The organism is Flavobacterium difficile (assembly GCF_011392115.1).
In the GTDB taxonomy this organism is placed as follows: Bacteria; Bacteroidota; Bacteroidia; order Flavobacteriales; family Flavobacteriaceae; genus Flavobacterium; species Flavobacterium difficile.
In genome coordinates this window covers 166663-189195 of the sequence record NZ_JAAJBT010000005.1, presented here as the reverse complement: position 1 = coordinate 189195, position 22533 = coordinate 166663, and the positions used below count along the sequence as shown (strand labels likewise).

The following is a 22533-nucleotide window of genomic DNA, read 5'->3' as shown; positions in this document are numbered from 1 at the left end:
AAAAAAAGCTCAAAACATTGTTTTGAGCTTTTTTATTTAAAACTTAACATGTATTCTTCTAAAGCTTTAAGCTCTTCTTCTGTCATCGTTTTGGTTATTTGAAGGTTAGCTTTCATTATTTCATACTGTGTTGGGTCCACTATTGGTTCCGCTTCTCCTTGTAAGAAAACAGAAATACTAGCTTTTTTATCTCTGTAAATTTTTGAAATTTCTTTGATACTTGGCCCAATAATTTTAGTGTCTTCTTTATGACAAGTGTTACACATGCCTTTTCCTTCAAATAGTTCCTTTCCTAAATCTTTTGTACTATAAGTAGATTCTTCCACTAACACATTGGTAACAACTTCTGGTTCTTTTTTGCATGAAAAAACGAAAACTAAAGTAAAGACAAATAGCAATTTTTTCATTTTAACTTATTTTTGATTTAAAAGAATTGCAGCTTCTTTAGCAAAATAAGTCGAAATTAAGCTAGCACCAGCTCTTTTGATACACATTAATTGTTCCATCATAATTTTATCATGATCTAACCAACCTCTTTCTGAAGCGGCTTTTATCATAGCATATTCGCCTGAAACATGGAAAACCGTTACGGGAACATTTACAGCATCTTTTACTTCTCGAACAATATCTAAATAGGCAATTCCAGGTTTAACCATAACCATATCCGCACCTTCTTCTACATCCCATAAGGCTTCTTTAACGGCTTCGATACGATTAGCATAATCCATTTGATAGGTTTTTTTGTCTTTTGGAACTTCAATTTCAGCTTCTTTTGGAGCACTATCTAAAGCATCACGGAACGGACCATAAAACGCCGATGCATATTTGGCTGAATAACTCATAATTCCTACATTATGAAAGCCTGCTGCATCTAAACCTTCACGCAAACGTAAAACTCTACCGTCCATCATGTCGCTTGGCGCTACAAAATCGGCACCAGCTTGCGCATGAGAAACCGCCATTTTTACTAAAGCCGCATTTGTTGCATCGTTAGCAACATCACCGTTTTCAATAATTCCATCATGACCATAAATCGAATACGGATCTAAAGCTACATCTGGCATCACAATCATTTCTGGACAAGCCGATTTTATGGCTTTAATAGCGCGTTGCATCAAACCATCCGGATTCCAAGCTTCTTTTCCGGTATTGTCTTTTAAGGATTCATCTACTTTTACATAAATATTTACTGCTCGAATGCCTAAAGCGAACAATTCTTTTACTTCTTCCACCGTTAAATCAATAGAACGACGGTAAATGCCAACCATAGATGGAATTTCTACTTTTACGTTTTCGCCTTCTGCAATAAACATCGGAAACATAAAATCACTCGGACTTAATGTGGTTTCGCGAACTAAACTTCTTATGGATTCGTTTACTCTTAAACGACGCCCTCTTTGTAATGGAAACATAATAAGCCCCCTAGCCCCCAAAGGGGAATACCTATTAGGGGTCAATAGGGTTTTATATTTTATTATAATTTATTTTATTTAGAAACATTTACCATCCAGTTTTCCCCTTCGGGGGTTAGGGGGCTATCCAATCTATTGGATTTTCTAAAACTTGTATTAATTTTTCTTCTTCGCTTCCCACTTCCGGATGATGATCATACACCCATTGTACATGTGGTGGTAAACTCATTAAAATACTTTCAATTCTTCCGTTGGTTTTTAGTCCGAAAAGTGTGCCTTTATCATGAACCAAATTGAATTCTACATAACGACCACGACGAATTTCTTGCCATGTGCGTTGTTCTGGAGTGAAAGGTAAATCTTTTCTTTTTTCTACAATTGGAACATAGGCTTCTAAGAAAGAGTTTCCAACTTCTGTGACAAAATTGAACCAATCTTCCATTTTCATATCTTCCGTTTCTTTGCAATAATCAAAAAACAAACCGCCTAAACCTCGAGCTTCATTTCTGTGCGCGTTCCAAAAATAGGCGTCACATTGTTTTTTATATTTGGGATAAAACTCAGAATTATGTTTATCACAAGCGGTTTTACAAGTTTGATGAAAGTGTTTTGCGTCTTCTTCAAACAAATAATAAGGTGTTAAATCTTGTCCACCACCAAACCAACTGTTAATTACGTTTCCGTTATCATCATACATTTCAAAATAACGCCAATTAGCGTGAACTGTTGGTACCATTGGGTTTTTGGGATGAATAACTAAGCTCAATCCGCAAGCAAAGAAATCGGCTTCACCTACATTGAACAATTTCTGCATCGAATCTGGTAATTTACCATGAACAGCTGAAATATTTACGCCGCCTTTTTCAAATACGTTACCGTTTTCAATTACGCGTGTTCTTCCGCCGCCGCCTTCTGGTCGTTCCCAAATGTCTTCACGAAATTTAGCCAAACCATCAACAGCTTCTAATCCTGCGACGATTTGATCTTGAAGATTTTGTATGTATGTGTAGAATTTATTTTTCATTTATTTCCAATACTTTTTGTCCTGATAAATAGCTGCTCCAATTAAAAGAAAACCTCCAAAAAAAGCTATGTATGCTGCAATTCCTTTTTTCTTTTGAAAATCTTCTTTTTTCAAAAGTATAGTTCCATTTTTTTCAATTTGAAATAAATCTAAATTCGGTTTGATAGTATCAAATGAGTTTTGATAATAAACTTTTATACTATCACCAATTTTAATATTTTTTTCAAAAAAATCGTAATTATTTTCTAAATTATAAGTCGCTAAAATTTGATTTAAACCACTTAATTTAATAAAGAAGACATTTGATTTATAAGATCCAAATCTTGCTACCGTACTTTTTTGACTTATAATTCCCTTATTAACAACTTTTCCGGAATAACTATCAATTTGTTGTAATTCTGTACTACCTTTTAAAAACGCTAGATAAGATCCAAAAAAACAACAAGCAGAAAGTAGAAATGCAACTAAATAATTTCCAGCTCTTTTATAAATCAAAGGAATTCTCATCTTTAGGTATTACTTACCGTATTCTTTCACCGCTTCCACAAACGCTTTTGCGTGATCTACAGGAATATTTGGTAAAATTCCGTGACCTAAGTTTACGATGTAATTATCTTTTCCGAATTCGTCAATCATTTCGTGTACCATTTTTTTGATGGTTGGAATTGGCGATAATAATCTTGACGGATCGAAATTTCCTTGTAATGTGATTTTTCCACCTGATAAATAACGGGCGTTTCTAGGTGAACACGTCCAATCCACTCCTAAAGCTGAAGCTTTTGATTTTCCCATTTCGTTTAACGCAAACCAACAGCCTTTTCCGAAAACAATTACTTTTGTTTCTTCTGCTAAAGCTTCTACGATTTGGTTGATGTATTGCCAAGAAAATTCATTATAATCCACTGGTGAAAGCATGCCACCCCAAGAATCGAAAATTTGAATGGCATTACAACCTGCTTTTACTTTTTCTTTTAAATATAAAATCGTCGTATCTGTAATCTTTTGTAATAAAGCGTGAGCGGCTACTGGATTCGAAAAACAAAACCCTTTTGCGGTATCAAAACTTTTTGACCCTTTTCCTTCTACAGCGTAACAGAAAATCGTCCAAGGTGAACCGGCGAAACCAATTAATGGCACTTCATCGTTCAACATTTGTTTGGTCAATTTAATCGCATCAAAAACGTAACCTAATGTTTCATTCACATCTGGAACGAACACTTTTTCTACATCTTGCGAAGTTCTGATTGGATTTGGAATGATGGGTCCTAAATTATCTTTTAACTCTACGTGAATTCCCATAGCACGTGGCACTACTAAAATATCAGAAAACAAAATGGCGGCATCAGGTTTCACAATTCTAATGGGTTGAACCGTAATTTCTGCTGCTAATTCTGGAGTTTCACATCTTGTGAAGAAATCATATTTGTCGCGTAACGCTCTAAATTCTGGTAAATATCTTCCAGCTTGACGCATCATCCAAACTGGTGGACGTTCTACTGATTCGTTATTTAAGGCACGTAGGAATAAATCGTTTTTTATCATTTTGACTTTTATTTTTTAACCTTCATAGGATTTGAAACCCTCCGAAGCATCTATTAATTAAAATATTCTATAACTTGTTCAATTACGTTATCAACACTTGGTTGGTACGCGGTTTTGATATTTTTTATTTTAGTTTCAGACAACATCGTTCTTAATGTATCTGCTGTTGTATTTCCAATACAAAACAATTTTTCGTTGGCAAGCGTATTCTTTTTCAAATAACTCGTCACAGCGGATGGACTGAAAAAAAGAATTCCATCTACTTTGTTTTCAAATTTATGTGGTGTTAAGGTCGTATCGTACACTTTAATTTCATTGAAAGTGATTTCGTTTTCCGTTAACATTTCTGGCAAGGTATCTCTACGAAGATTTCCGCTAAAGAAAGTAAAGCTTTCATCAGAATATACTAAAGTAATAATTTCGGCTAAATCTTCTGCATAACCTGTGTAGGCTTCCACAGTAAATCCGTTTTCATTTAGCAATTCTTTGGTTTTTAAACCTACACAAAAAACCGTTTTTTGTTTTAATTCTTCAATTTTCGGATGCTGTAAAATACTTAAAACTGCATTTTGACTTGTAAAAATCAAGTTTTTGTTCAGGTTTTTTATTTCGAAAGAAGCGTTTTCTGTTTTTATAAAATCGGCTTCCACAACTTGAATAGAATTGTCTAACAATACTTGTTTCTGAATTGGCGAAAGGGTTTTTGTGGATAGTATTGTAGCTTTTACAGGCATTATTTCTTTAGTTTTTCTTTAATTTCTGTCATTACTACTGTTCCACCATTGGCTAAAATTTCTTGAGCGCAGTTGAATCCTAATTTTTTCCATTCGGAAACATCCACTTTTTTAGAAACTTCTAATTTTTGTTTTCCATCAATGGATAATAAAACACCTGTGAAATCAATCACATCTTCTTTTTCATTATATGTTGCTATTGCTCCAATTGGTGCAGTACAGCCACCTTCTAACGTTCTTAAAAATTGACGTTCAATATAAGTACAAATTTCTGTTTCTACATGATTTAATTGTGAAACAGCATCTAAAGAAAAGAAATCATCAGCGTTACAAACGACTAACATTGCTCCTTGCGCTGGTGCTGGAATCATCCAATCTAAAGCGATAAAATTTTCAGGTTTTAAGTTGATACGTTCTAAACCGGCTTCTGCAAAAATAGCGCCGCTCCAAGTTTCCGAATCAGTAACTTTTTGAATTCTGGTGTTTACGTTTCCTCGAATATCTTCAACATGATGCGTTGGGTATTTGTGTAACCAACTAGCTTTTCTTCGTAAACTACTACTTGCAATGGTACTGTTTTCTTGAGTTAGGAAATCTAAATTTCCTTTATGAACCAAAATATCTAAGGTTGAAGCTCTTTCTAATACGGCACCTTGAACAATACCGTTAGGTAATTGAGTAGGTACATCTTTCATCGAATGCACGGCAATGTCAATTTTGCCTTGAATCATGGCTACATCTAAAGTCTTTGTAAAAATTCCTGTGATGCCTAATTCGTATAAAGGTTTGTCTAAAACGATATCACCTTCAGATTTTACCGCAATAATTTCGGTAGTATACCCTAATTCATTTAGTTGTTTTTCAACAGTATGTGCTTGCCAAAGTGCTAATTCGCTATCGCGAGTTCCTATTCGAATTGTTTTTTTCATTTTTGGATGGGCTACTACTTAATTACGAGTTTGAAGTTTCTATTTGAAATACTTTATTGATCCATTCTACACTTTCTTCCACCACTGTATTGTCATCTTTTAAATGATTGGCGAAGTGACTCGTGATTTTTTGAATGAGTTTTGCGGTAATGATTTCAGTATATTCATCGTTAAAATCGGCATTTTTCTTTTTTAAATGATTGATTTCCGATTCTTTTATCGCATTAAGCTTAGCTTTTAAGGCATGAATAGTTGGTGCATACTTTCGTCCTTTTGACCAAGTTTGAAACTCACCTAACACTTCATTTATTATCGCTTCTGCAGCTGGAATATGTAATTTTCTTTTTTCAATAGTTTCATCTGTAATTTGTGCCAATTGATCCATGTGAATTAAAGTCACCAACGGGTTCTCTTTAACATTTTCATTTACATTTTTTGGTATAGATAGATCTAAAATTAAAAGTGGTTTTTTTAAATTCAAGATATCTAAATCTACTGTTGGATTTAAAGCGCCAGTAGCTACAACAGCGACATCTGCTTTTTGCAACTCGATTTGTAAATCTGAATAATCTTTTACAATTAAATCTAACTTTTTAGCTAATTTTTCAGCTTTATCTTTTGTTCTATTAATTAAGGTGATTTGATCGTGCTTTGAATGTTTTACTAAATTCTCACAAGTATTTCTACCAATTTTTCCTGTACCAAAAAGTAAGATGTTTTTATTGGAAATATCGGCTACATTCTTAAATATATATTGTACTGCGGCAAAAGAAACAGAAGTAGCGCCACTGGAAATTTCTGTTTCGTTTTTAACTTTTTTACTCGCTTGAATGACAGCATTAACTAGGCGATCTAAATACGCATTGACTAGGTTTAGCTGTCTACTTTCATTGTATGCATGTTTAATTTGTGCAATAATTTCAAAATCGCCTAAAATCTGACTATCCAAACCTGTTCCCACTCTAAACATATGATTTAAAGCTTCTTTATGTTTGTATATGTAAGCATATTTTTGAAATTCTTCAACCGTTCCCATACTGTTTTGGCAAAGCAATTGAATCAATTGAAAAGGATGTTCGGCAAATCCATACACTTCTGTACGGTTACAAGTTGAAGTAACCAACAAGCTTTCTATACCATTTGCTTTGGCTTGTTCTAAAACACTTTTTTTTGCTTTTTCGTCTAAACTAAATTTACCTCGAATCTCTGCATCCGCTTTTTTGTAGCTTAGCCCAATTGCATAAAAGGTAGTTTGCTTTACAGGTGTATAGTTTTCCATAAATTACTTTATCTCTAAAAGATGTACAAAATTATTATTTCAAACGTTATAAAAGTATCGCTAAAAGTACTTTTTATATCGTTATTAGTTTTTTTTTTATTTTTCCTTATTTTTTTGTTGTAAACCCTTAACTTTGTATTATATTCAATGTTATTGAAAAAGTTTGTTTAGAATTATTATAAATAACTAACCAAAAACTGATGAATTCACATAATAAAAAACAACGCTATGAGTTCTTTTGAACAAATAAATATAGATACGGATTTTTTTGTACTTCGGTTTCAAAACAACACTGAAAAAACAGAAATTTTTAAAAAACAAGTAGCTTCAAGTTATATTCAATTCCATTTTAATCTGAAAGGGACGGCTAAGTTTGTTTTTAATGACGCTTCTTATTCCTTGGATTTAGTAGAAGAAAAAGCTTTGTTACTTTATAATCCACAGAAAGAATTGCCATTATATTTAGAAATTGAACCCAAAAGTTGGATCATTTCGGTTTTGATATCAATTAAAAAATTTCACACGTTATTTTCTACTGAATCGGAGCTGATTCCTTTTTTAAGTAAAGATAATTTAGAGAAAAAATATTATGCCGAAGAAGGAATTAGTCCATCATTAGCAATAGTTTTAAATCAAATTTTTCATTATAATCAAAATTCTTCCATAAAAAACTTATATTTGAAAGGTAAAAGTTATGAACTATTAAGTTTGTTTTTTAATACAAACGAAGATCCAGATGCAGAACATTGTCCGTTTTTATCTGATGAAAGTAATGTGTTAAAAATAAAAAAAGCCAAAGAAATTATTATTAAAAACATGGCAGAGCCACCAGGTTTGCAAGAGTTAGCAGATGAAGTGGGAATATCCTTAAAAAAATTAAAGGCAGGGTTTAAGGAAATTTATGGCGATACTGTTTTTAATTTTTTATTCGATTATAAAATGGAATTTGCCAGAAAATTATTAGATTCGGGATCCTATAATGTGAATGAAGTGGGTTTAAAAATTGGATACAGTACTTCCAGTCATTTTATATCTGCATTTAAAAAGAAATTTGGTACGACACCAAAGAAATATATATTAAATTTAACCGTAAACAAATAAAACCTACAAAATGAAAGGCGTATTATTAGTCAACTTAGGCTCACCAGAAAGTCCAACCCCAAAGGACGTTAAACCATATTTAGATGAATTTTTAATGGACAAATACGTAATTGACGTTCCGTACATATTACGTGCCTTATTAGTTCGTGGGATCATTTTACAAACCAGACCAAAAAAATCTGCAGAGGCTTATGCTAGAATTTGGACAAGTGAAGGTTCGCCCTTAATTGTTATTTCAAAAAAAATGCACGAAAAAGTTAGTAATTTAGTGGATATTCCAGTAGCGTTATCCATGCGTTATGGAACTATGACAATTTTAAAAGGATTACAAGAATTACACGACAAAGGTGTTACAGAAGTGATGCTTTTCCCATTGTATCCGCAACATGCTATGGCCTCTACTACTACTATTTTAGTGTTAGCTGAAGAACTTCGTGCTAAGCATTTTCCGCACATGAAGTTTACAACAGTTCCTGCATTTTATAACAAACCAGAGTACATTCAGTCGTTAGCTAATTCTATAAAAAAACATTTAGAAGGTTTTGAATACGATCATTTGTTATTTTCTTATCATGGAATTCCGAAACGTCATATCAGAAAAACAGATGTAACGAAATCGCACTGTAAAATGAATGGAATTTGTTGCCATACGCCTTCACCGGCTCATGAGTTTTGTTACAGTCACCAATGTTATGAAACTACGAAACAAGTAGTTAAACTATTGGGTATTCCAGAAGGAAAATACAGTCAAACTTTTCAATCTCGTTTAGCTGGAGACAAATGGTTAACGCCATATACTGATGTGGAAATTAATAAAATGCCAGAAAAAGGAATTAAGAAATTAGCCGTAGTAACGCCAGCTTTCGTAGCGGACTGTTTAGAAACTTTAGAAGAAATTGCTATGGAAGCAAACGAAGAGTTTTTACATCATGGTGGTGAAGAATTTATGGCCATTCCATGTATGAATGACGAAGACGAATGGTGTGGTGTGGTGGCAAAATGGATTCAAGAGTTTAAAGAACAGCCAAGTAAAAAGTAAAAAGAATCATGACAAAAAAGTCAACTTGAAGTAGAAAATGGAATATTATAATTATCTGAAATCCTTACATTTAATTTTTGTAATTACTTGGTTTGCAGGTTTGTTTTACATTGTTCGCTTGTTTGTGTATCAAATAGAAGCGAGTGACATGCCATCACCTGAAAAAGAAATTTTACAAAAGCAATACAAAATAATGACGTATCGTTTGTGGTATATCATTACTTGGCCAAGTGCGATTTTAGCGACTATTTTCGCACTTTCCTTATTGCATTTAAACCCAGCCTTTTTAGAAATGCCTTGGATGCAGGTAAAATTAGGGTTTGTTGTTGCTTTATTTTTCTATCACTTTAAATGTCAAAGCATTTACAAAGAATTGCAAAACGATCAAATAAAATACAGCTCAAATTTTATGCGTTTGTGGAATGAAGGCGCAACTATCATTCTGTTTGCGGTTGTTTTTTTAGTGATTTTAAAAAATGCAATCAATTGGATTTATGGAGTAGTGGGTATAGTATTGTTTTCTGTACTAATTATGCTTGGATTTAAATTCTATAAGAGAATTAGAACAAAGAAAAGTGAATAAATTCTTTAAAATACATACACTTTCTTTAAGACGAAGAATCTTCTTATCGATGTTGTTTTTAACGACATTCTCAACCATCTTGATTACCGTGGTTTCTTTAATTCATTTTCGTTATGAAGCTAAAGAATATCATGAAGAACGCTTATCAAGAAAAGAAAGTGCGATAAAAGAACATATTGAATACATACTGAAAACCACTAGCTATCCGCTTTTAACTAAAAATATTCGATATATTTTTAAAGATAGAATCCATGAATTGTCGGACATTCATAGTTTAGAAATCAATTTCTTTGATTTGAATGGAAAATTACTACTGTCTTCAAAATCGGCATTTAAAATTGATAAAAAAATTCCGAATATTGGGATAAATACGCTCAATGATTTAAGAAATTCATCAGAGAAAAGAGTGGTTATCACGAAAACAAAAGAAAACGACACCTATTTAAAATCATCTTTCAGTTACATCAAGGATAATAAGTTTAAAAATTTAGCGATTTTAAACATTCCTTATGAAGAAAATAGCGATTTTTATAACGAAGAAGCAGAAAATTTCTTAACGCGATATGCTCAAGTTTTTATGATCATGTTCGTAATTTCAATTTTATTGTCTTATTTATTGTCAAGAAATATTACGAAGTCAATTTCTCAAATTTCTGAAAAACTAGAAATTACTCAGCTTAACAAACGCAATCAAAAATTAAATCTGCAGCCAGGAAATCAGGAAATTAACGCACTGATTTTGTCTTATAATAACATGGTCGATACGCTAGAAGAAAGTGCTCAAAAATTAGCACAAAGTGAACGCGAGCATGCTTGGCGCGAAATGGCGAAACAGGTAGCACACGAAATTAAAAATCCGTTAACACCTATGCGATTGACCATTCAGAGTTTTCAAAGAAAATTTGATGTAAATGATCCAAATATGAATCAGAAATTGAAAGATTATTCGGAAACTTTGATTCAGCAAATTGACACCATGACAACAGTAGCTAGTGCTTTTTCGAATTTTGCGAACATGCCCGGCCAACAAAATGAAATGTTAAATATTGTTCAGGTTAGTAAAACGGCTTTAGAAATTTTTAATGAAGAATACATTCAATTTACTACTACAGAACAAGAAATTTTAACCTTATTTGATAGAGCGCAACTGACTCGAATTGTAACCAATTTAGTTAAAAATGCCATTCAAGCTATTCCAGAAAGTCAAGAAACAAAATCTGTTCTTGTGGCACTTTCAAAAGTAGATGATCAGTTTGTGTTAAAAATTTCTGATAATGGAATCGGAATTTCTGCTGAAAATGCTGCTTTTATTTTCGAACCAAAATTTACTACAAAAAATTCTGGAATGGGATTGGGTTTAGCAATTATTAAAAATATTATTGAAAATTATAAAGGAACTATTACTTTTGATACCGAAGAAGGAAAAGGCACAACATTTATTGTCACATTACCGATAAAAAACTAAAAAATGGAAAATATTTTAATTGAAAAACAAGACAATTTAGCGATTGTAACGATTAACAGACCTACAAAATTAAACGCTTTAAACAAAGCTACGATAGAAGAACTTCACCAAGCTTTTACCGATTTAAACAACGATACGGCAACCAAAGTTATCGTTTTAACGGGAAGTGGTGAAAAGGCATTTGTAGCAGGTGCTGACATTTCGGAATTTGCTCATTTTTCTGTTTCAGAAGGAGAACAATTGGCGGCAAAAGGACAAGAATTATTGTTTGATTTTGTGCAAAACTTATCCACTCCAGTTATTGCAGCTGTAAACGGTTTTGCGTTAGGTGGCGGATTAGAATTGGCGATGAGTTGTCATTTCAGAATTGCTTCTACAAATGCAAAAATGGGCTTGCCAGAAGTGACTTTAGGTGTGATTCCAGGTTATGGCGGCACGCAACGTTTGGCACAATTAATCGGAAAGGGTAGAGCTATGGAATTAATTATGACAGCTAATATGATTGATGCCGAAACAGCTAAATCGTATGGTTTAGTAAATCACGTTGTTCCTCAAGAGGAATTATTAGATTTAGCGAAATCTATTGGTGCAAAAATTAGTAATAATTCAAGTGTAGCTATTGCCAAAGCTATTGAAGCTATCAACGCCAATTTTGAAGATGGCGTAAATGGTTTTGCTACAGAAATTAAAAATTTCGGAATTTGTTTTGGAACGGAAGATTTCAAAGAAGGAACAACTGCCTTTTTAGAAAAAAGAAAAGCCGTTTTTACAGGTAAATAGCTGTTAATCAATACAAAATAAACAAAGCCGCAGTAATGTGGCTTTTGTTTTTTTAGACATGAAAACGAAAATATTATTTTATATATTTGTTAGAAATAACTCATCATGTCTTCTCAAACCCGATTAACAAGAGCGTATCAAAAAGCACTTCGAATTAAATTTACCAACTCAGATAAATTTATTTTATTTAGTGATTGCCATCGTGGAGACGGAAGTTTTGCCGATGATTTCGCAAACAATCGTAACATTTATATGCATGCTTTAAATCAGTACTATAAAAATGATTTTCAGTATGTCGAATTAGGTGATGGCGATGAACTATGGGAAAATTTATTTTTTAAAGATATTATTGAAGCGAATAAAAATGTTTTCTTACTCTTAAAAAAATTCTACGATAAAAAAAGATTGCACATGATTTATGGCAATCATGATATGGTATACAGAAATCCTACTATTGTAAAGAGAAACTTTTCAGAATATTTTGATACTACTGCTGGAAAAAATTTACCGTTAATGCCAAGTTTAACTTTTAACGAAGCCATTGTTTTAGAAAACTCAGAAACGGGTCAAGAATTATTTTTAACGCATGGCCATCAGGCAGATTTTATGAATTATGTGGGTTGGAAGTTCAATCGTTTTTTTGTGAGAGTGCTTTGGAAACCACTTCAAGTTTGGGGAATTAAAGATCCAACTAGTCCGGCAAAAAACTATATAGAATCTGAAAAAGTAGAACGTAGAATAAAAAAATGGATTGCTGATAACGGAAATATAATTACCATTATTGGACATACACATCGGCCACATTTTCCAAAACCTAGTGAAAATTTATTGAATTTTTTTAACGATGGAAGTTGTGTTCATCCCAGAAATATTACCGGAATAGAAATTGAAAACGGTAGAATCTCACTTATCAAATGGCTGATTGAAACCAATGATGATGGTGTTTTGCAAATTGTTAAAGAGTATATTGAAACGCCACAGCAATTGAGTGCGTATCAATAAAGTTAGAATTAGTCATCCTGAACTTGTTTCGGAATCTTGAAGTCTGATTATTAGATTCCAAAACAAGTTAGAAAGACCCAAAAATTTAATACAGCTTACTGATTTTGGTGTAATTCTGTAAAGTATTTATAAAATAAAGGAATCGTTTCTATACCTTTCATGTAATTAAAAATGCCATAATGTTCGTTTGGCGAATGAATGGCATCACTATCTAGACCAAATCCCATCATAATTGTTTTACTCTTTAATTCTTTCTCAAATAGGGCTACGATAGGAATACTTCCTCCAGAACGCACTGGAATTGGTGTTTTTCCAAACGCATCCGAATATGCTTTTGATGCTGCCTGATAGCCAATGCTGTCAATTGGAGTTACATAACCTTGGCCGCCATGATGAGGTGAAACTTTTACAGTAACCGCACTTGGTGCAATACTTTCAAAATGTTTTTGAAACAATTCTGTAATGTTTTCCCAATCTTGGTTTGGAACCAAACGCATAGAAATTTTAGCATACGCTTTACTAGCAATTACCGTTTTTGCGCCTTCACCCGTATAACCACCCCAAATTCCGTTTACGTCTAAAGTAGGACGAATAGAGTTTCTTTCGTTAGTAGTGTATCCTGTTTCGCCATACGTATCGGCAATATTTAAAGCTTTCTTATACTCGTCTTCAGAATATGGTCTTTTTGCCATTTCTGCTCTTTCTTCTAATGATAATTCTTCCACACCATCGTAAAAACCTGGAATCGTAATGTGATTGTTTTCATCATGTAAAGAAGCAATCATTTTTGTTAGCACATTAATTGGGTTCGCAACAGCACCACCATATAAACCGGAATGTAAATCTCTATTCGGACCAGTAACTTCCACTTCTACATAACTTAAACCGCGTAAACCAGTAGTTATTGAAGGTTGTGTGTTAGAAATCATCCCTGTGTCTGAAATTAAAATCACATCACAAGCTAATTTTGCCTGATTGCGTTCTACAAACCAACCCAAACTTTTTGAGCCTACTTCTTCTTCACCTTCAATCATAAATTTTACGTTACAAGGTAAATTGTTGTTCGCAATCATGTATTCGAAGGCTTTTACGTGCATGTACATCTGACCTTTGTCGTCACAAGCTCCACGAGCAAAAATTGCACCTTCTGGATGAATTTCAGTAGTTTTAATTACAGGTTCGAAAGGTGGAGAATCCCATAATTCAATAGGGTCTGCAGGTTGTACATCATAATGCCCATATACCAAAACAGTTGGTAAATTTGCATCAATAATTTTATGTCCATAAACGATTGGATATCCCGGTGTTTCGCACATTTCTACTACATCGCAACCTGCTTTTTCTAAGCTAGATTTAATGGCTTCAGCAGTATTAATCACATCCTGAGCATAAGCACTATCTGCACTAACAGAAGGCATTTTTAATAATTCGATTAATTCTTGAATGAAACGTTCTTTGTTTTCCTGAACGTATTGTTTTATATTGTCCATAGTTGTTTTTGATTATAGTTTTCAAAGATACGAAATGAATTTTAATGGGAAAAGGCATAAGTGAAAAGACAAAAGATGAAAATTGGAATATGAACAACACAGGTTAAAGAAATTATAAAAATTAGTATGATTTTTTAAATCTTTGTTGAGAAAATCAGTATACGAAATCAAAATCTAACAACATGATTAGAGAAATTTCATGGATGTCTAAAATTTCTCCTAACTGTGTTCTTGGAAAATAAGTAAAAACACTATTAAAATACTGATTCAAAAATAATTGAACATGGAACATTGAAAATTGAGAATTATTATTATCTTTGCACCCTTAATTAACCGAGGTCGAGAACCTCAAATTTAATCATAAGATTATGCCAGTAAGAATTAGATTACAAAGACATGGTAAAAAAGGGAAACCTTTTTTCTGGATCGTAGCGGCAGATGCTCGCTCAAAAAGAGATGGTAAATTCCTAGAAAAAATTGGAACTTACAATCCAAACACTAACCCTGCAACTATCGATTTAAATCTTGATAGTGCTGTTCAATGGTTACACAATGGTGCACAACCAACTGACACGGCTAAAGCAATTTTGTCTTATAAAGGTGCTTTATTGAAACACCATTTAGATGGAGGTATCAGAAAAGGTGCGTTAACTCAAGAACAAGCAGATGCTAAATTAGCAGCTTGGTTAGAGGCAAAAGCTGGAAAAGTTGATGCTAAAAAAGAAGGTTTAAGCAAAGCGGATGCAGATGCTAAAGCTAAAGCTTTAAAAGCTGAAAAAGAAGCTAACGAAAAACGTATGGCTGCACAAGCTGAGGCTGCAAAAGCAGAAGAAGTTGTTGAAGAAGCTGCTGCTGAAGAAACTACTGAAGCACCTGCTGCCGAAGAAGCTAACGAAGAAACAGAAGCTTAATATATTGCGATTATGCGTAAAGACGAATGTTTTTATTTAGGCAAAATCGCTAAAAAATTTAGTTTCAAAGGGGAAGTTCTGATCTATTTAGATACAGATGAACCTGAACTTTATCAAAATTTGGAATCAGTTTTTATTGAATACAATAAAAATCTGGTTCCATTTTTTATTGAAAAATCTTCCCTCCATAAAGATACTTTTCTAAGAGTTAAATTTGAAGATGTTGATACGGAATTAGATGCCGACAACATGAAAAATTTAGAAGTATACTTACCTCTTACCATGTTGCCGAAACTTGAAGGGAACAAGTTTTATTTTCACGAAATAATTGGATTCAAAGTCATCGATCAGCGTTTAGGCGATATTGGAACGGTTCATACCATTTTAGATAATGCGGCACAACCTATTTTTGAAATTTTCAAAGGTCAAAAACAAGTTTTAGTGCCAATGATTGATTCTTTTATTATTGAGGTCAATAGAAAAGACAAAGAATTGGTTTTAAATACACCCGTTGGTTTAGTGGATTTGTATTTGGAATAGTTTACAGTCTCCGTCTCAGTGAGCAGCAATAAACATAATTATGTTTCAGTTTAAACAATTTTCTATAGTTCAAGAAAAATCTGCCATGAAAGTGGGAACAGATGGTGTTTTGTTAGGTGCTTGGACACCTTTAATCAACAATCCTTACAACATATTAGATATTGGCGCTGGAACGGGCTTGCTTTCACTTATGTTAGCACAAAGAAGTTACGCGGAACAAATTGACGCGATTGAAATTGAAGAAAACGCGTACGAAGAATGTGTAGATAATTTTGAAAATTCACCTTGGGGAGATCGTTTGTTTTGTTATCATGCTGGTTTAGATGAATTTGTGGAAGAATTGCAAGAAATTGACGAAGACACAAACGAGTTTGAAATGGTAGAACAATATGATGTTATTGTTTCCAATCCACCCTTTTATTCAGAAGATTATAAAACTCCAGATGAAGCACGTGATTTAGCTCGATTTGCTGACGCCCTTCCTTTTGAAGATTTAGTAGAAGCCGCTTATTTATTATTGTCTGAAAATGGAATCTTTTCTGTAATTATTCCTTATTCTGCTGAAGAAAACTTTATCGCTTTAGCAAAACAATCATTATTATTTCCTTTGAAAATTACCCGTGTAAAAGGCACGCCAACTTCCGAAATTAAAAGAAGTTTATTAGCATTTACTCGCATCGAACAAACGCCAATTGTTGATGAATTAGTCATTGAAACCGCTCGTCATCAATATACTCCAGAATATATAGAATTGACGAAAGAGTTTTATTTGAAGATGTAGGTTTTTTACTCCACCTGATACATACTTCTAAACTGGTAAAAAATACGTTCAATAAGTCGTAAATCTTCTGTGATAATAGCTGCCGTACCGCGCATTTCTTGTTGAAATTGAATTTTCTTGTTATATGAAGTTTCCAATCCATTGGGTAAGGCAATATCTATAAGTAAATTTCCATCTTTATCCGGAGTTAAAGATATTCTTTTGACTTGTCCTTTTACAATTCCGAATTCTCTATCAGGATAATTGGCTAAACGAATATTAACACGCTGATTTTCTTTAATCTTTCCAGAATTTAAAGCAGCAGCTTTTACTTTTCCAACAAAACCATTTTGATGGGTTGGAATAATTGCAAACATATTTTCTCCTGCTGTAATGTTTTGGTTCACTGACCAAATTTGTAAAAACGAAACCATTCCATCTTCAGAAGCGCGGAAAACATAGTTTAATTCCCAATCTGTAATCGCTTTTTTAAGTTGGTAAAAAGCTTGTAATAAGTTCGTTTCTAAATTGGTGTTTTCTTTGTTTTCGTTAATTTGTGTAGTTTGATAGTTTCTTTTTAAATCGTTTATCGAGGATTTAGTTTGTGAAATTGAACTCAATAAATTCTTATAATTTTTCTCCGCTTGCAAATAAATTAATCGTTGTTTTTCGATTTCTTGAGCTGAAATTACCCCTTTTTTAAATAAAGTTTCTTGTCGGTTGACATCATTTTTTTGAAGTTGTAATTCCTTTTCAGTAATTGATTTCTGAGCTATTAATAACTGTAATCTTTCGGCTAATTGTGTTTTTTCATAACCTTGCGCATTCGTATCAACATCAAAAGGATGTAGTTTTTTGTTTAAATTGTCTGCGATATATTGTTTTTGAAAAAAAGCAAAACTGGCTTCCACTTCTCCCAATTGAGCAGTTGCAAACTTTTCGAAAGGGAATTCGCTTTTATCTAAATTGATGTTTTCTAATGTAGATTTCAACAAAAAAATATCTTTGTAGTTAGCTGAGTTTTCAATCACCGCTAAAGGTGTATTGGCTTTTATATTGGCTTGGTCTTCAATTAAAATGGCTTGGATTTTTCCATTCACTTTGGCAACTAACTTTTCTGGCGGCGTGTTGGTTGTGATAACGATTTCGCTAGTCACCACATCTGGATATCTAATAAACCATGAAGTAAATAACAATAATAAGATAATTCCGAAAATTAGAAAAGTGCCCCAACGAATCATCCAATTGGGAACTTTGGTAAGTATATCTTGTACTTCTTCGCTGCGTAGTTCGAAGTCGGTGTTTTTATTTTCTGACATATTTATTTTTTTAATTACCTAGCTGCAACTGATTTCTCACTAGGTTATAGTAATTCCCTTTTTTTGCTACTAACGATTCGTGGTTTCCAATTTCAATTATTTTTCCTTTTTCTAGTACGACAATTTGATCGGCATTCATAACCGTACTTAATCGGTGTGCGATAACCACAACGGTTTTGTCTTTGAAAAAGATATCTAGCTTTTCCATAATTTCTTTTTCGTTATTTGCATCTAAAGCAGAAGTGGCTTCATCGAAAAATAACATTTCTGGGTTTTTGTATACCGCTCTAGCAATTAATAAGCGTTGTTTTTGACCTGTACTCATTCCCACACCTTCAGAACCAATTTTGGTATTATATCCTAACGGTAAACCCGAGACATATTCTCTAATATTCGCAACGTCTGCTGCATATACTAGACGTTCTTTGTTAATACTATCTACACCAATAGCAATATTGTTGGCAATTGTATTGTTAAAAATAAAACCTTCTTGCATCACAGCGCCAATATTGTTACGCCATGCTTTTTGACTAATGTTTTTCAATTGCGCATTTCCAACTGAAATTTCACCCGTTTGAGGTTCGTAAAATTTTAAAAGTAACTTCATTAAAGTGGTTTTTCCACTTCCACTGGTTCCTACAATTGCTGTGATTTTATTGGCAGGAATCGTAAGACTTAAATTGTCTAAAACAGAAACATCGGATCCTAAATATCTAAATGAAACCTCATTAATTGTGATGTCTTCGTTATTAGGAATATCATTGGTTTGAAAGGCTTCTTGCTGAATTTCATCTTCTTTTTCATGAATTTCAGATAGTCGAGCTAAGGAAATTTTTGCATCTTGCAATTCTCTTACAAAACCAATTAATTGTGAAATTGGGCCATTTAAACTTCCCACAATAGAACTTATGGCAAGCATCATTCCTAAAGTAATTGTACCATCAATAACCAGTTTGGCTGATAAAATAAGAATAAAAATATTTTTTAATTCATTAATAATTTGAGAACCTGATGATTGGGTTTGTTCTAATATTAGTCCTTTTGTAGAAACACGGAATAATCTGGCTTGCACGTATTCCCAACCCCAGCGTTTTTGTTTTTCGGCATTGTGCAATTTAATTTCTTGCATACCGTTAATTAATTCAATGACTTTGCTCTGTTCTTGTGAAATTTCTGAGAAGCGTTTGTAATCTAATTCTTCTCTTCTCTTTAAAAACAGGGTAATCCATCCGAAATATAAAATACTTCCTGTGAAGAAGACAAAAAAGATTGTCAAATTGTAGTAGGCTAAAACACCACCCATAACAATCATGTTAAAAATAGAAAAGATCACGTTCAAAGAAGAAGTTGTAAGGATTCTTTCAATCCGATGGTGATCGTTGATGCGTTGCATGATGTCACCCGTCATTCGGACATCAAAAAAAGATATCGGTAAATTCATTAATTTGATAAAGAAATCGGAAATTAAAGAAATATTGATTCTTGTAGAAAGGTGAAGCATAATCCAGCCTCGAATTAATTCTAATCCCATTCTTCCTGCAAATAGGAATAATTGTGCGAATAAAATTATATACACAAATCCCATGTCTTGGTTTTGAATACCAACATCCACGATACTTTGTGTTAAAAAAGGGAAAATTAATTGCAAAATACTTCCAGCAAGCAGATTGACAACTAATTGAATTAAAAACGATCTGTATTTTAGAACATATTGTGATAATAAGCTAAAACCTAAAGATCTTTTCTTACCATTTTTTTCAGTGGTGTCATTTTCTAAATCGTAAAAAGTGGGAGTGGGTTCTAACAATAAAGCTACACCTTCTTGGGTGAAATGGTCTGCATTGTTACCGATCCAGAATTTGATAAAATCGGTTTGGTGGTATGCTATTAATCCATAACCAGGATCTGAAATTAAATAGTTTCCTTTTCGGATATCATAAAGCACTACATAATGTTCTTTATTCCAATGTAGGATGCATGGTAAGGGTGCCTCGTTTAAACGCTCTAAATTAAGTTTTACACCCAAAGAACGAAAGCCAATTTTTTCGGCAGCATCTGAAAGAAATAGTAAATTACTTCCTTCACGGGTGGTTTCGCTAAACTCTCTTAATTGTTGAATATTAATAGTTTTACCATAATATTTGCTAATAATTTTTAAACAAGTAGGACCACAATCTTTACTATCGGCTTGTATGTAATTAGGAAATTTCTTCAAATTTTTTAGTTTTTTAAATCAAAAATAAATAAAATATGTTTGTTCTTTTGGTAATTTTTTTAAATAATTTGATTGAATTAAGTGCTGTTTTATGGTTAAAATTATCAGTTAGAATTTAAAAATTTAAAAATTCCTATAATTTTAGAAGCATGGTATTGTTTTGCGAGTAAGGTTTTGAATTAAATTAAAGTTAATGAGTTGTTTTTTAACGTTTGTTTTCTAATAAAACTAACAATTCAATTTACTTTTGTTAAAAAATAATTACTTTTGCATTTTAAATTTATTTCTTAAAACAACAACCATAAATTACAAGATATGAAACCAGATTTATTTCAATCGCCAGACTACTATCTGTTAGACGATTTATTATCAGATGAGCATAAATTAGTACGTGATGCTGCAAGAGCTTGGGTAAAAAAAGAAGTTTCTCCAATTATTGAAGATTTCGCACAACGTGCCGAATTTCCTAAGCAAATTGTAAAAGGTTTAGGTGAAATTGGTGGTTTTGGTCCATATATCCCAGTTGAATATGGTGGTGCAGGTTTAGATCAAATTTCTTATGGATTAATTATGCAAGAAATTGAAAGAGGTGATTCTGGTGTGCGTTCTACATCTTCAGTGCAATCTTCTTTAGTAATGTATCCAATTTGGAAATACGGAAACGAAGCACAACGCATGAAATATTTGCCAAAATTAGCAACAGGTGAATGGATTGGTTGTTTCGGTTTAACAGAGCCAGACCACGGATCGAACCCAGGAGGAATGACATCTAATTTTAAAGATATGGGCGATCATTATCTTTTAAATGGTGCAAAAATGTGGATTTCAAATGCGCCGTTTGCAGATATCGCAGTAGTTTGGGCCAAAAATGAAGAAGGAAGAATTCACGGTTTAATCGTTGAAAGAGGTATGGAAGGTTTTACCACTCCAGAAACTCATAATAAATGGTCGTTACGTGCATCCGCAACTGGTGAACTTATTTTTGATAATGTAAAAGTACCTAAAGAAAATTTATTGCCAAACAAATCTGGATTAGGGGCGCCACTTGGATGTTTAGATTCAGCACGTTACGGAATTGCTTGGGGCGCTATTGGTGCAGCTATGGATTGTTACGATACGGCTTTAAGATATTCTAAAGAAAGAATTCAATTCGATAAACCAATCGGTGCGACACAATTACAACAAAAAAAATTGGCTGAAATGATTACTGAAATCACAAAAGCACAATTGTTAACTTGGAGATTAGGCGTGCTAAGAAACGAAGGTAGAGCTACAACAGCTCAAATTTCTATGGCCAAAAGAAATAACGTAGATATGGCTTTAACAATTGCTCGTGATGCACGTCAAATGTTAGGCGGAATGGGAATTACAGGTGAATATTCAATCATGCGTCATATGATGAATTTAGAATCTGTAGTAACTTACGAAGGAACTCACGACATTCACTTATTAATTACAGGAATGGACGTTACTGGATTCCCAGCATTTAAATAATTAAACAATAGATAAAATTGATATAAAATGCTTCTCTTTTGAGGGAAGCATTTTTATTTTTGTTAAACTATATTGTCCAAAATTACGTAAATAAAAATATATAAATTTTAGTACGATGAACACACAAGAAGTTAAAAAAAGTATTGAACATCATAAACAAGAATTATTAAACCATTCACTATACAAGAATGTGACTTCTGTTGAAGAATTGCACACCTTTCTAGAATATCATGTTTTTGCTGTTTGGGATTTTATGTCTTTGTTAAAAGGTTTACAAATTCATTTAACATCAGTATCAATCCCATGGAAACCTATTGGTAATCCTGAAATTAGATATTTAATTAATGAAATTGTTGTAGCAGAAGAAACCGATATTTCTTTCGATGGGAAAAGACAAAGTCATTTCGAAATGTATATCGATGCGATGCAAGAATGTGGTGCGAGTACCGATCATATCTTTGAATTTTTAGCGAATGTTGAAAAAACTAAGAATATTTTCGTTTCTATTAAAGCTTCAAAATTACCAGAAGAAGTAAAAGCTTTCTTAACTTACACTTTCACGATTGTAGAAGAAGGAGAACCGCATAAAATAGCTTCGGCATTTACTTTTGGAAGAGAAGATTTAATTCCGAATATGTTTACAGAAATTCTAAGAAATTTTCAAGTGAATTTCCCAGATGTGAATTTATCAAAACTAATTTATTATTTTGAAAGACATATCGAATTAGACGCTGATGAACACGGACCAATGGCTATGAAAATGATAGAAGAATTATGTGGAGATTCGCCAAAAAAATGGGCAGAAGTAAAGCAAGTAGCACATGATTCTTTACAAATGAGAATTGAGTTATGGAACGCAATAGATAAAGCCATTACAACTCAGTTAGTTTAATCGTAAAAAAAAGCCCCAAATT

22 protein-coding genes are annotated in these 22533 nt (G+C 32.9%); 11 read left to right on the top strand and 11 right to left on the bottom strand.

Features of this window, described 5'->3' with window-relative positions:
• Nucleotides 1-32: 32 nt before the first annotated feature.
• The 8 genes from G4D72_RS09695 to hemA all read right to left on the bottom strand — a co-directional run bounded on the left by G4D72_RS09695 (nucleotide 33) and on the right by hemA (nucleotide 6920).
• Nucleotides 33-407: a c-type cytochrome gene (locus tag G4D72_RS09695; RefSeq protein ID WP_166077487.1), complete on the bottom strand. Its 375-nt coding sequence runs from the start codon at nucleotides 405-407 to the stop codon at nucleotides 33-35.
• A 6-nt stretch (nucleotides 408-413) separates the two neighbouring features.
• Complete coding sequence (hemB, locus tag G4D72_RS09690; RefSeq protein WP_166077486.1) at nucleotides 414-1412, bottom strand: porphobilinogen synthase; 999 nt, start codon at nucleotides 1410-1412, stop codon at nucleotides 414-416.
• 115 nt (nucleotides 1413-1527) lie between these two features.
• Nucleotides 1528-2436 carry an oxygen-dependent coproporphyrinogen oxidase gene (hemF, locus tag G4D72_RS09685; protein WP_166077485.1) on the bottom strand — a complete coding sequence of 303 codons (909 nt, stop codon included), beginning with the start codon at nucleotides 2434-2436 and terminating at the stop codon, nucleotides 1528-1530.
• Nucleotides 2437-2943, bottom strand: a complete 507-nt coding sequence (locus G4D72_RS09680) for a hypothetical protein (protein WP_166077484.1) — start codon at nucleotides 2941-2943, stop codon at nucleotides 2437-2439.
• 9 nt (nucleotides 2944-2952) lie between these two features.
• Entirely contained in the window at nucleotides 2953-3978 is a 1026-nt protein-coding gene (gene hemE / locus G4D72_RS09675; RefSeq protein WP_166077483.1) for a uroporphyrinogen decarboxylase, read from the bottom strand.
• A gap of 53 nt (nucleotides 3979-4031) precedes the next feature.
• Complete coding sequence (locus tag G4D72_RS09670; protein ID WP_166077482.1) at nucleotides 4032-4712, bottom strand: uroporphyrinogen-III synthase; 681 nt, start codon at nucleotides 4710-4712, stop codon at nucleotides 4032-4034.
• A complete protein-coding gene (gene hemC, locus G4D72_RS09665; RefSeq protein WP_166077481.1) occupies nucleotides 4712-5641 on the bottom strand; it encodes a hydroxymethylbilane synthase in 930 nt (309 codons plus the stop codon). Before hemC ends, G4D72_RS09670 begins: the two co-directional genes overlap by 1 nt.
• Nucleotides 5642-5663: 22 nt before the next feature.
• The gene (gene hemA / locus G4D72_RS09660; RefSeq protein WP_166077480.1) at nucleotides 5664-6920 is read right to left on the bottom strand and encodes a glutamyl-tRNA reductase; all 1257 of its coding nucleotides are present in this window, start codon (nucleotides 6918-6920) and stop codon (nucleotides 5664-5666) included.
• A gap of 228 nt (nucleotides 6921-7148) precedes the next feature.
• Here hemA and G4D72_RS09655 point away from each other — a divergent pair, with 228 nt between their 5' ends.
• From G4D72_RS09655 to G4D72_RS09630, 6 genes are all read left to right on the top strand, one after another.
• Entirely contained in the window at nucleotides 7149-8021 is an 873-nt protein-coding gene (locus G4D72_RS09655) for a helix-turn-helix transcriptional regulator (protein WP_166077479.1), read from the top strand.
• 10 nt (nucleotides 8022-8031) lie between these two features.
• The gene (gene hemH, locus G4D72_RS09650) at nucleotides 8032-9060 is read left to right on the top strand and encodes a ferrochelatase (RefSeq protein ID WP_166077478.1); all 1029 of its coding nucleotides are present in this window, start codon (nucleotides 8032-8034) and stop codon (nucleotides 9058-9060) included.
• Between the two features lie 37 nt (nucleotides 9061-9097).
• Entirely contained in the window at nucleotides 9098-9643 is a 546-nt protein-coding gene (locus tag G4D72_RS09645) for a CopD family protein (protein ID WP_166077476.1), read from the top strand.
• Between the two features lie 49 nt (nucleotides 9644-9692).
• Entirely contained in the window at nucleotides 9693-11108 is a 1416-nt protein-coding gene (locus G4D72_RS09640; protein WP_166077550.1) for a sensor histidine kinase, read from the top strand.
• Nucleotides 11109-11111: 3 nt separating this feature from the next.
• Nucleotides 11112-11888, top strand: a complete 777-nt coding sequence (locus G4D72_RS09635; RefSeq protein ID WP_166077475.1) for an enoyl-CoA hydratase/isomerase family protein — start codon at nucleotides 11112-11114, stop codon at nucleotides 11886-11888.
• 105 nt (nucleotides 11889-11993) lie between these two features.
• Nucleotides 11994-12890: a metallophosphoesterase gene (locus G4D72_RS09630; RefSeq protein WP_166077474.1), complete on the top strand. Its 897-nt coding sequence runs from the start codon at nucleotides 11994-11996 to the stop codon at nucleotides 12888-12890.
• A gap of 95 nt (nucleotides 12891-12985) precedes the next feature.
• Here G4D72_RS09630 and G4D72_RS09625 read toward each other — a convergent pair whose 3' ends face one another.
• Nucleotides 12986-14380 carry a dipeptidase gene (locus tag G4D72_RS09625; protein ID WP_166077473.1) on the bottom strand — a complete coding sequence of 465 codons (1395 nt, stop codon included), beginning with the start codon at nucleotides 14378-14380 and terminating at the stop codon, nucleotides 12986-12988.
• A 368-nt stretch (nucleotides 14381-14748) separates the two neighbouring features.
• Between G4D72_RS09625 and G4D72_RS09620 the strand changes: the two genes are divergently transcribed.
• The 3 genes from G4D72_RS09620 to G4D72_RS09610 are packed head-to-tail and all read left to right on the top strand — an operon-like array spanning nucleotide 14749 to nucleotide 16612.
• Complete coding sequence (locus G4D72_RS09620; protein WP_166077472.1) at nucleotides 14749-15291, top strand: 30S ribosomal protein S16; 543 nt, start codon at nucleotides 14749-14751, stop codon at nucleotides 15289-15291.
• Nucleotides 15292-15303: 12 nt separating this feature from the next.
• Entirely contained in the window at nucleotides 15304-15831 is a 528-nt protein-coding gene (gene rimM / locus G4D72_RS09615; RefSeq protein WP_166077471.1) for a ribosome maturation factor RimM, read from the top strand.
• Between the two features lie 40 nt (nucleotides 15832-15871).
• Entirely contained in the window at nucleotides 15872-16612 is a 741-nt protein-coding gene (locus G4D72_RS09610; RefSeq protein WP_166077470.1) for a tRNA1(Val) (adenine(37)-N6)-methyltransferase, read from the top strand.
• A gap of 5 nt (nucleotides 16613-16617) precedes the next feature.
• Here G4D72_RS09610 and G4D72_RS09605 read toward each other — a convergent pair whose 3' ends face one another.
• Together G4D72_RS09605 and G4D72_RS09600 are read right to left on the bottom strand one after the other, a co-directional pair.
• Entirely contained in the window at nucleotides 16618-17910 is a 1293-nt protein-coding gene (locus G4D72_RS09605) for an HlyD family secretion protein (RefSeq protein ID WP_166077469.1), read from the bottom strand.
• 10 nt (nucleotides 17911-17920) lie between these two features.
• Nucleotides 17921-20125, bottom strand: a complete 2205-nt coding sequence (locus G4D72_RS09600) for a peptidase domain-containing ABC transporter (protein ID WP_166077467.1) — start codon at nucleotides 20123-20125, stop codon at nucleotides 17921-17923.
• A gap of 315 nt (nucleotides 20126-20440) precedes the next feature.
• Here G4D72_RS09600 and G4D72_RS09595 point away from each other — a divergent pair, with 315 nt between their 5' ends.
• Together G4D72_RS09595 and G4D72_RS09590 are read left to right on the top strand one after the other, a co-directional pair.
• Nucleotides 20441-21619, top strand: coding sequence for an acyl-CoA dehydrogenase family protein (locus G4D72_RS09595; protein ID WP_166077466.1), 1179 nt, complete (start codon nucleotides 20441-20443; stop codon nucleotides 21617-21619).
• Between the two features lie 115 nt (nucleotides 21620-21734).
• Nucleotides 21735-22511: a DUF3050 domain-containing protein gene (locus tag G4D72_RS09590; RefSeq protein ID WP_166077465.1), complete on the top strand. Its 777-nt coding sequence runs from the start codon at nucleotides 21735-21737 to the stop codon at nucleotides 22509-22511.
• The last annotated feature ends 22 nt before the right edge of the window (nucleotides 22512-22533 follow it).